The organism is Bifidobacterium jacchi (assembly GCF_009078285.1).
Classification (GTDB): domain Bacteria; phylum Actinomycetota; class Actinomycetes; order Actinomycetales; family Bifidobacteriaceae; genus Bifidobacterium; species Bifidobacterium jacchi.
Genome location: NZ_RQSP01000047.1, coordinates 4,083 through 15,631, shown reverse-complemented (window position 1 = coordinate 15,631; position 11,549 = coordinate 4,083). Strand labels below are relative to the sequence as shown.

Sequence of the window (11,549 nt, the reverse complement as noted above, 5' to 3'; positions counted from 1 at the left end):
GCACATCTGCGACCTCGTCGCGTACTCCACGCCCTCGAACAACCACCTGCCCACCTGTTCCTCCCGTCGGTCGGTCAGGTGTTGCAACGATCACTGGAACCCGCCGATCGCCTGAATGAACACGAGGGAGGTGTTCGCGGTCTCACCGGCGATCACGCCCAGCGAAATGAACAGGTTGACGAGCGCGATGATGATCGACGCGCCGAGCAGCACGCCCAGAATCGGGCGGAACGAGTCGGCGAGGTATTCGAAGAAGTTGTCGAGCCACGCGACCTTGCCGCGGGCCTTGGCGCGCTCGGCGGCCTTGACTTCGGCGTCGGACATCTCGCCGTTGGCGGACTTGCCGGCGGCACCGGCTGCCGCGCCGACGTTCGCCATCTCGGGAAGATGCATGATCTCCTCGTAGACGCTCGCCACCTGGCCGCCGATCACAACCTGATAGCGGTCGCCGGACTGCGGGACCGCGCCGAGCACGCCCTTCATGGTGTCCAGACGATGCTGATCGACCTTCTTCGCGTCGTTCAGCTCGAAACGCAGTCGGGTGGCGCAGTGCGTCAGGCTTTTGACGTTGGCAGCGCCGCCGATCGCGTCGATGATCTGCGATGCCGTTGATTCAGCCATCTCAGTTATCCTTTCGTGAATCGATCGTTGATTCGCTCTGTTCTCTTGCCTCTCCTGCAGCGGCGGCAACGGCAAAAACAAAAAAGACCTGAGACATAGGTGCATACCGCCGCTCAGTACCGAACGAGCCGGTACCGGCGGGCGACATGCATCCATGTCTCAGGTCTTGCGTCTTGCGAGTAGCAACCCTGCATTAAAGTCGTAAATGAATATACTGCGTTTTCACATTCGTGACAAACGCGGCGTGTCTCCCGGAATTCCAACGTTTTGCATATCTCAAGACTCACCTGGCGCCCCGCGCCACCGCACCCCGGCGCGCCTGGGCAGCTTGCGACCTGGTATCAGATGCTCGCCGATCCGCTAACGACGACTCTTAATGTCAGTATCACGCCTCGTCGGCTTGTGGGGGGGGGGATTCGGTGTCTTCCATGCCGATGTCCGTGATCCGAACAAGTGTCTTGTTCAAATATGTCATGTCCGGACCTATGCATCAGGTCGCTGAGCTGACTCACGTCGACAGCAAGATGGCTCATTTGAAAGTGCGCGCATAATCCGGATTGCGGTTGTTCCATAAATTATGATATAGTTAATTAATCTCTTCGATTAGGAATCGAACTTCACGGTAGTCAATGATTGACTATCCCAGCACTTATTCGTAACTAAATCTAGGATGAATCATCATGAAAAGAAGAGTCACAAGTTCTCTCGTTCTCATTTTTTGTTCCATAGGCTTGTGTGGAATTGGTAGCCCTTCCGCATTCGCATCATCCAAATATCTCAGTGTGCCGTACTACTCACAATATGGCACAGGCGCAAAAAACTGGTGCTGGGCAGCTTCATCGAAAAGTGTCTCAGTCTACCTCGGTGGTTCGAATGTATCAGTATGCCAATACGTGAAATGGGGCACTAAGCAATCTACTTGCAACGACACTCCGGGAGGCGCAACTGAAATAAAACGCGCACTCAATAGTAGCGGCATTCGAAACGCTGGAATGAGGGTTGATAGAGCGTTCAATAGTGCAGAAATCACAAAAGAGATTAATAATGGATTTCCTTTCATGGTACGTTGGAAATACACAAATCAGAGCATCGGGCATCTTGTTGTAGCAAGAGGATACACAACCGATCCCGGGCAGCTAGTGCTATCGCTCGTCGATCCCGCTAAAGGATACAGTTCAGGAACCTTTGAATGGGTCAAAAACGGCAACGGTCATATATGGAATCAAACATATTACGGATTCAGGAAATAGGAGATGAATCAAAATGCTGACCAATAAGAAGCTAAATCATGCTCTACTAATCTCAATGCTGACAGTTTTCATTATCGCATTGTGCCCATATAAGGCACAAGCAACTGACGCTACTCATATTAGCTACGATTCTGCAGTCTCTTTTCTTAACTCAGATGAATCATACCCTCAAGCTAAAACCCTGATAGAGGCAGCTAGCAACAAGCCAACAAGCACTTTCACAATTCATGATCCAATCAAAGTCTATTTCATATATCCGGCTCAACAATGGGATTCGCTTAAATCATCAACTATACTTTCAGAATATATATGGGTTGCTCCAGTAACGATGCAAGATCTACCCCATGGAGCTTTGGAATTATGGAACCATAATGGAGTGGTCGAATTTGGTTCGTACTTCATAGACAGCGATCTGGTTCGTTACATGCCTAGAAATATGGCTTACAATAACATGCTTCTTATCGATCTACGATCGCGAGCAGTATACACGATGAACGAACAATTCATCACCGCGCTGAATCCCTCCGCGAAAAGCATTCTGCCTCAACGATCAAATCTCGATGAAGGTCTCGTCGAAATCAACGACTCTACGTCAAGAGACGATACATCACAGGTGCATGACGAATACTCATCGTATGCCAATGGAGCTAGTAGGACTATTCCAACATCCAACAGTAAAGCCGAACATCAGCACACACAAGGGTTTTCCATGAGTCTTGCAGGTGGCGTAGTTGCCGCGACTATTGTTGTGGTCGCAATACCGATAGTGTTTGCCACAGGTAGAAACCAGCGATTGGAATAACGATGAAATCGCGGTATATCAACTACAAAACCGTATCCGTCACCCTCATGGTTATTGTATGCATAGTATTCGCTGCATACACTGCCATGCACGCTAACCACATCCTCAGCAGCAACGATAGCAACGACTCGATCGCAGCAGAGGACGATTCTTTCCTCGGGTCTCCGCCCTTGTCTCTTTCCGCAAAGGCAAGTGAGCACGCTACAGCGACATTCATTGAATCAGGTAAAATATTATGGATGGAATCATTCCACAAATCCTGGCAGAAAACACTGCCCATATATAACGTTGATTATACGGACTCCATGCTGCTCATTGAGACAAAAGGCATCAACAGCGATGTATCATGTTCCATTATCGTTGGACCGCGTATAGTCTCCGAAGAGGAGAGTCACGGCAAAGATGCCACCACGGCTTGCGTCTACACCTATGAGCTACTCGTTCGCACAGAAGACTTTGTGAGACAAGAACCGGTCAATCCATATAAATAAATGGGGTCCAGCTTCTCTCTCCCCCAGTCAGCTTCGCTGACAGCCCGATCCGCAATTACGAGACAGACCACTAGGATAATGGACACCGTTTTCGGCAATGGCATGTTGGTTGCCAATTGGCAACCAATCGGAAAGCCATGAATGGCGGTATATCAAGGAATCGCACTGCATGAATGGTTGCCAATTGGCAACCAATGCGCCATTGCCGAAAACACTCCTGTCCTACAGCTGTCCCCCGGTCCCGCTTCGCGGGCCAGCTGCGCTGACAGGGGGAGCCAAGTACGCAGTCGGCGAACCGCCGGCACGGCATGCTAGGCCCAGAGTGCGGTGCCGGGGGTGATCGGCGGGGCGAAGTCCAGCCTGCAATCCGCATAGCGCATACCGGTCAGTGCCTCGAACCCGTCGCGCACCGCGGATTGAGCCACAGACTCGTATGCCTCCCCCTGTTCCAAGCGGGAAGCGCCACCGAGCTCGGCGGCGCTGGACAATCCGATCGTCATGTCATAGACCGGGGTCAGCGTGAGAATCGAATCGAGCATGTCAAGGGCCGCAGCCGCGCCAACACCATCCTGCGGCATGAACGATGATCGCACCGCACGATCACTGGCCGAGCCCGGATCGATGCCGCGAATGCGCACCGAGGCGATCCGCTCAGCCCGCTCGACATGCCCGACCCGCTCGGCACGCTCGGTGGGGTCAATGCCGCCTTCCACCCCCGAACCACGCGCAGTGCCGCCACGCGTCACGCTGCCCACTGCGGAATTGTTCAACGCGGCACTGTTCAACGCGGCACTGTCCAACGCAGTATCGTCCGACGCGAAACCGCCGAGTGCGGCTCCGGCGAACACCCATCCGTCGAGCGGCACGGTGACGTTGCGCGACCAGTCGTCGCGGCGATTCCATGGCGTGGACGACACGGTAATGAACCGTTCGCGGCCATGCTTCGCCACGCCCAGCGCAAGCCAACCGTCGCCGATGATGCGCACGTCGTCGCCAAGCCAGCGCCGCCATTGCAGTACGTAGGATTCCAACAGAGTCAACGGCCGACGAGCATCATCGGAGCGCTCCCTCGGCACGCTCACGCTCCATGCGCCGTTCTCGAATACGCCCGCTCCTCCCGAAACAATGCCGCCGACTCCACCGGAATCGCCAGCTTCGCCAATGCCGTCAACCCGGCCACCCTCGCCGACCCCGCCGATATCGACGACATAGCCTGCATCACCCGTGAATCCCCCGATCTGAGAGAACACGAACCCCTGGCCGCGATATTCGATCGCAATGCCGGACACCGCCAGCACGCGTCTGCGAGGCAGGCCGGCGAACAACGATCGGCGCAGACATTCGGATTGGGCGATCTCAATGCGCATGCGCGCCCGTCCGAGTGTCGAGACAGCCGATGGCACCGCGCCAGATGAAGACACGGTAGGCGTTGCCGCGTTGGCGAGCGCCCGCATCACGCTGACGAACTCCGGCCGGCGGACCGACGCGCGAACCGGGCGGCGGTCGACGCCGGCCCACTGGTCGATCAGATACGGCTCGAATCGCCGCGTCCACAACGTGTCGATGCCACCGTCGATATCACCAGCGTCACCACCAGCGGCATCGCTATCGGCAGCGATCATTCGATCGATAGCGGGACGCAGCGCGACCGGCAGCGACCCATTCACGCGGCATTCCACGCCGGCGATGCGGCACAACAGCGGTTCGGAGTCGGCGATTGCGCTGGGGTTCATCATAGGATTCATCGCACTCGATTCCGCCTCGCATAGCCATGCATTCGGCCATCACACATGGCATGACTTGCGCGACACAACAGCATATCTAGTGTCCTGCGTCAGAAATTCGTTGACGAATTCACTACCCCTCAGTCCCGCTTCGCGGGCCAGCTCGTCCTGCAATTATGGACGCGCTTCGCGCGCATCCTGCCGGCTCGACTGTCGTCGAGCAACGTTGCCTACAAACAGCTCTGCTGTTTGTCTAACGGCAACGTCCTGACAAGGGGAGCCAACAATATAATCAACGAACTTCTTACGCAGCACATCCGGACGCACGGCAGTCAGCCGGATTGAATAACGTCATGGTACGGCCGCATGGCAAAGCCGGACCATATCGCAAGCGACGCAGCGTCAAACAGTGGGATAACAGCGGGCGAACGGCACACGCCTGGCATCCTGTGCGTCAGAAATGCGTTGACGAATTCACTACCCCTCAGTCCCGCTTCGCGGGCCAGCTCGTCCTGCAAGGATGGACGCGCTCCGCGCGCAGTATGCCTGCTCGCCGGTCGGCTCGCACAGCACCTACAAACAGCTCCGCTGTTTGCTTTACGGTGCTGTCCTGACAAGGGGAGCCGGGAATGCAATCAACAAACTTCTGACGCGGCACACTAGCACTGCACACAGCACACATGAAATGCCGGGCCCGGCGAGTGACGTGAACCGTCATTCGTCGGGCCCGGCATTGGATGGCTGGAGTCCCGCAGTGCGGGCCAGCTCGCCCGGCTGGCTCACCCGGCTGGCTCGCCGGGCTCGCACGCAAGCCGCCGCGAACCTGGCTACTTGACGCTACTTGACCAGATCGGCGACCTTGAACGTGCGGACGGTGCCGGTGACGAGCGTGCCGTCGAGCGTGCGCCACGCCGGAGTCACGGTGATCGCCTTGTCGAAGTAGCTGTTCGGGATGCCGCGCAGCAGCGCAGTCGAGAACAGCTTCGCGCTCGGATCGTTGAACATCTGCGCCGGCGTCACGGTCTTGCCGCTGACGTTGATCGACGTGTAGGCGTTGGTGTTCTTGATCTCCAGCGGCTTGTCGAGGCCCTCGATCGCCACGCTGTACGACACGAGGTCGTAGTCGTAGCCGTCGAGCGCGGAGATGAACCGCGCGGTGGTGGTGCTGGACTGCGCGGTCGTGCCGCTGGCGAACTGCACCTTGACGGTGAGCAGGTTGGCGTTCACGAACTTGGCGTAGGCCTTGCCGCTGGTCGGCTTGTACGGCGTGTGGAAGGTCGGGTCGGAGAACCAGCCGGCAAAGATGCGGCCGTTGGCTGCGGCCGGGCTCATCCACTGGTTGGCGGGCAGATCCTTGCCGGATGCCACGCCGCCTTCCTTCTTGTACCATTCGACGTAGTATTCGCCGGTGGCGAGCGTGTTGGTCACGTTCACCGTCTTGGTTGCGGTCACGTCGGTTGCGCGGCCGTCGAGCACCAGGGTGGCGGTTGCGGTCACCACGCCGGACTTGCCGTTCGCTGCCTTGGTGAGCACGCCGGTGTTCGCGTCGATCGTGGCGATGGACGGCTGGTCGACGCTCCACTGCCAGGTGGCCTTGTGGCTGCCCAGCGTGATGTTGCCGGTCGTGCCGCCCACGCCCGCATCGGCAACCAGCGTCACGCTGCGGGTCGCGTCGTCAAGCGCGGCCGGTCCGTTCACGCTGGGCCGCACGGCGATGAACTCGATCGTGTCGGATGCGGCATCCGGGTAGGTGGCCGACTTGACGGTCACGGTCGCGATGCCGGTCATCTGGCCGTTCGCGCCGGCCGTCGCCACGCCCTTGGACGCATCGTCGAAGCGCACGACGTTGCCGTCGCTGGACGACCAGTTGAGCGAGAGGTCGTGCGCGTTCGCCGGCTCGATGTGCGCGGTCAGGCCGAACTTCGACGCGGCGTTGAGGTTCGCGACGAACGGCTTGGGCGTGTCGATCTTGACTGCGGTGACCGGGTTGTTCTCGAAGGTGGCGGCGTTGCCGTACACCCAGAACTGGCCGTTGCCGCCGAGTCCGGGGACGCCCTTGTTGTTGAGCTTGACCTTGCCGAACACGGTGGTCGTGCCCTGCGCGAGCGTCGTGGTCATCGAGGCGAGGCCGTCGCTGCCGACGTTGCCGTTCGCGGTGGTGCTGAGCGCGGTGGCCTGGTCGGCGGCGAGCTGCTCAAGCGTGCTGACGTTGGAGCCGCTGGCCTTGTAGAGGCCGTCCTGTCCGGCGACGAGCGCCGGAGACGAGCCGGTCGGCGTGTACTTGGCGGTCACGTCCTTGTAGTTGGCGCTGTTCGGCGTGCCGATGTACGGCTTGGCGCCGAGATTCAGGCCGAATGCAAGGTTGCCGGCCGCATCAGGCTTCATGTTCACGGTCGAGTTGTCGGCCGCGAGGAAGCTGATGCCGTCGATCGGCGTGAAGCTGCCGCCGGTGATGTAGGCGGTCGCTCCACCGTCGATCTGCACGCGGCTGTTCGGGCTGGCGGTCTGCTTGATCTCGCCGCCGGCGACATCCTTGAATTCGCCGCCGTTGATGACGAGCTTCTTACCGGCCTGAACGCTGGAGATCGTGCCGCCGTTGATGGTCAGCGTGCCGTTGGCCTGGATGCCACCGTAGTTGCCGTTGCCGTTGTAGGTGCCGAACGAGGCGATCTGACCGCCGTCGATGGTGACGTTGGCGTTGACGCCGGTCACCTTGAGGCCGTAGTTGGAGCCCATCAGCGACGTGCCCTTGCTCAGGTAGGCGCTGGCGTTGTTGCCGGAGACGTTGACGGCGTTGCCGTTGTTGTCGCCTTGGCCGTACTTGGTCTGCAGCGTCACCGTGCCGCGCGTGACGAGCGACGCGGTGTCGCCCTGCACGTACACCGGCTGCGTGCTGGTGTAGAGGCTGCCGCCGGTGCGGATTCCGTCGAGCGTGATGCCGCCGTTGGTGCCGTCGAGCATGAGTCGGGCACCCCCGCGCACCTGGAATTCGACCTGCTTGATCGTGTGTGCAGAACCGTTGGAGCGGATGATCGTGTCCTGATCGACGTGCAGGATGCGCGAGTCGTTCGGGAACCAGCTGTTGTTCTCCACCTGGAAGTCGCAGTTGATCTGGATGACCGGGTCATGCCTGTTCAGCGCGTCCTCAAGATCGCTCTTGGAGCACACCGGCGTCGCCTGACCGCTGGCCGCGGCCTTGAGCGCGTCGAGCGTCTTGCGCACGGCGACCAGCTTGTCGTGGTTGGTCACCTTCGGCTTGTCCTCGGCGCCGAGCGCCTCGTAGGCCTGTTCGGCGGCGACCACGTCGGACTCGTCGCTCAGCTGCACTTCGGAGGCGCTGGGCAGCGCGTTGATCCTGTCGATCACCTGCTGGACCGGCGTCTTGGTCGCGGCCTTGCTCTTGTCGATCGCGAACGAGTCGATGAGCTGCGAGCTGCCGTCCGCCACCTTGTAGGCGCGGTAGTACAGCGTGTCGCCTTCGATGTTGATGCCGGCGTAGGCGGGCACGTCGAGCTTGAGCGACACGGCCGATTCGACGTCCGGATCGTCATGCTGCTGGTAGTTCTTCACGCCTGCGGTTCCGGCGATCGCGTACACGGTGCCGGTCGGGTTGTTCGCGACGGTGAAGTTCTGACCGGCGTACGCCTTGGTCGAGGTCTCGACGGTGGTCTTGTCGCCGTTGCGGTCAAGCCATTCGGTGCGGTTGTACGTGTGATCATGGCCGGAAAGCACCAGATCGATGCGGTTGGTCGCGGCGAACGCGGTCAGCTGCTTGCGGATCTGCACCACGTCGGCATCCGCGTGATGCGGGCCGTTGGAGTACGGCGACTTGTGCAGCACGATGATCTTCCACTTGGCGTTGGAGTCGGACACGACCTGCTGCGCCCATGCCATCTGGCTGGCGCTGATCGCGTTGTCCTCGTTGAGATCGTTACTGTTGAGCACGACGAACAGCGCGTTCTTGTACGTGTACGAGTAGTACGTGCCGGTGGTCTGATCCTGCGTGGGGACGTTGAGGCTCTGGATGTTGAAGTGGCTCATGATCGAGTTCGGGTCGGTCACGCCTTCGACGTGCGACTTGTCCTCGTGGTTGCCGGTCGCGGGCACGACGGCCATCGAACGCTCGTTGTCGCCGTCGAGCAGCCACGTCCAGTAGTCCTCGTTGGATCCTTCGTCGACCACGTCGCCGCCGTGCACGGTGAACGCGGTGTTCGGCATCTGGGCCTGGGCCGCGGCGAGCGTCTTGTGGTAGGTGTCGTAGTCGGAGGCGATCATGCCCTGCGAGTCATCGACGTTGAGGAACGAGAACGAATCGTCCTTGTCGCTCTTCGCGCCGGTGGTGAACGCGGTGGTGCGGCTCCACTGGCTGCCGGACTGCACACGGTACCAGTACTGCGTACCGACCGTCAGACCGGTCACTTCGGCCGAGTACTTGGTGTACAGATCCTTGCCGTAGCCGGAGGTGAGACCGAGGTTGAGCAGCGTCTTGGGCTTGATCACCTGTTCGGCCTTCGCGTCGGCGCTGGCGACGACGTTGGAGCACGCCGCATCGCCGCACACCTGCACCTTGCCGGGCAGCGTGGTCAGATCGTAGGCGTGGGTGTCGTTGTTGACCTTGGTCGTGTCGTAGAACGAGCGAGCGTACCAGCGGAAGGTGCGGTTCTTGACCGTGTCCTTGCCCAGGCTCATCGAGATCTGGGTGGGCTGGCCGGCGCCGGCGGCGGCATCGTCCGGATCGAACGGCTGCTTGGTGCCGACGTAGGTGATCGTCACCGCCTTGCCGCTGTTTTCGACGTCATCCTCGCCGACCGAATCGGTGGATATCTGCGTGATGATCGTCTTGATGATGCCGCCCATGCCCGTCAGGAAGCTCGGGCTCATGTACTCCTCGACCTTGTCGTTGATGAGGGAGCGCAGTTTGGGCGCCTTGAATCCGAACGCGTCGAGCGTGCCCTTGAGGTTGCCGTTCGAGGTGGCCACGTTGATCGCGGTGCCCCACAGGCCGCTCAGACCTGCCTTGGACCAGTTGATCGTCAGCTGCGAGGTGATGCCGTCGAGCGTGCCGCCGCCGTTGGTCGGGGCGACCGTGTCGAGCAGCAGGTTGATGATGTCGCGCACGATGTTGCCCTGCCCGATCGCGTCGGCGCCGGCGTTGATCTTGTCGGTGTTGACCGCGTTCTGGCCGCCTTCGCCGCCCTGCAGATGGTTGGTCATCAGGTCGGAGACGAGGTTGACGATCGTGTAGCCGGAGTTCGACACCGGCTGCATCGTGGAGATCTTCTCGACGATATTCTTGATCTCGCCGGTCAGATAATCCGGGTTCTGCAGGAACTTGGTGTCGATCTGCGCCATGAGGTCATCGACGACGGCCATGAGCTGCTGGTCGCTGATGGTGGTCTCGCCGAGCGTCTGGGCGACGCCGCCGATGCCCTTGAGATGAATGGCGCCGTTCGCATACCACGCTTGGATCGTGTACATGCTGCTGGTCACGGTCAGCGGGCTGGACAGATACTGCTGCAGGTAGGTGAGCACGGTCTGCTTGATGTCGAGATCGGGCTGGTTTTCGGCCAGATAGTTCTTGAGTCCCTGCTTGCCGATCTTTTCGAGCATCGGGCGGATGGTGCCGACGGCCATGTCGTTGATCATGCCGTCGCCGTACAGCTTGCGCTTGGTGTACGCCTGAAGGTTGTGGATGACCTGCTCGTGGGTGCTGGTGTTGCACGCCTCCCAGTTGCCGTTCTCATCCTTGGGCAGCGTGATGCCATAGCCGCAGTGCACGGTCAGATCGACGGTCTTGCTCGGATCGTCGGGATTACGGCCCACGGACACGGTTTTGACCTCCATCGTTTCGGCGTGGCGCGCACCCTGATCGCCGCCGAGCGCCTGTCCGCGGTAGAAGTTGACGTAGCGCACCGGCGTGCCGTAGCTGGCGAGCGCACCGGTCTGGATGTCGGTCAGCTGGTTGCCGTTGGGGCTCACGTAGTCGGCGCGATCGTTGGCGTGCATGTGGCCGCTGAACACCCAGCGCATGCCGGCGTCGGCCAGTGCGGTGGCGTTCTGCTGCCAGTTGTCGATCACGTATTCGCTAAGGGTCTTGTCCTCGTTGACGAAGTGGGGGACGATGCCGTGGTGGAGGAATCCGATCACGGTCTTGCCCTTGGAGTCGGCGTCCTTGGTGACGGCTGTGAGCCACGGCAGCAGCGTCGGGTCGATGCGGCCGCCGGTGATGTGCTCGTTGTAGGCGTAGCCGGTTTGAGCATCGGGGCTGTAGCGGCCGGAGTCGATGGCGACGAATCGGAAGTCGCCTTCGTCGACGTAGTAGCTCAGCTCGCCGGCGACTGCGGTCGGCTGACCGTTGGCGTCACGGTAGTGGTTGGCGCTGTTGAAGTCGGTGTTGGCGTTGCCCGGGTTGTGGAAGAAGTGGCTGGGCTGGTCGGCGGGCTTGTTCTTGTCCTGCTCGGCGGCCTGGTTGTAGCCGAAATCGCCCATCACATAGCGGAAGTAGGCGGGATCGGTGGCACCCTGGGTCATCTTCTTGCCGGTCGAATCGGTGGTCTGGAAGTGGGGGTCCTGATCGATGAACGTGTGGCCCTTGGAGTCGTCGATGGAGGGCGCGGGCTCGCGCACCTTGGTGCCTTCGTGGAAGTTCCACGCGTCGGTG

Annotated in this window: 4 protein-coding genes and 1 pseudogene; 2 read left to right on the top strand and 3 right to left on the bottom strand. The window is 60.1% G+C overall.

The features are described 5' to 3' along the window. Positions 1–105: 105 nt before the first annotated feature. Positions 106–621, bottom strand: a pseudogene (locus tag EHS19_RS09305) (PTS sugar transporter subunit IIB); the annotation flags it as partial. Positions 622–1,301: 680 nt separating this feature from the next. Between EHS19_RS09305 and EHS19_RS11780 the strand changes: the two are divergent. Further along, complete coding sequence (locus EHS19_RS11780) at positions 1,302–1,871, top strand: papain-like cysteine protease family protein (RefSeq protein ID WP_151917480.1); 570 nt, start codon at positions 1,302–1,304, stop codon at positions 1,869–1,871. A gap of 13 nt (positions 1,872–1,884) precedes the next feature. After that, a complete protein-coding gene (locus EHS19_RS09295) occupies positions 1,885–2,673 on the top strand; it encodes a hypothetical protein (protein ID WP_151917479.1) in 789 nt (262 codons plus the stop codon). Between the two features lie 802 nt (positions 2,674–3,475). Here EHS19_RS09295 and EHS19_RS09290 read toward each other — a convergent pair. After that, on the bottom strand, positions 3,476–4,900 hold the full coding sequence (locus EHS19_RS09290; RefSeq protein ID WP_151917478.1) for a hypothetical protein: 1,425 nt from the start codon (positions 4,898–4,900) through the stop codon (positions 3,476–3,478). 825 nt (positions 4,901–5,725) lie between these two features. Beyond that, a complete protein-coding gene (locus tag EHS19_RS09285) occupies positions 5,726–11,515 on the bottom strand; it encodes a metallophosphoesterase (protein ID WP_151917477.1) in 5,790 nt (1,929 codons plus the stop codon). Between the last annotated feature and the right edge of the window lie 34 nt (positions 11,516–11,549).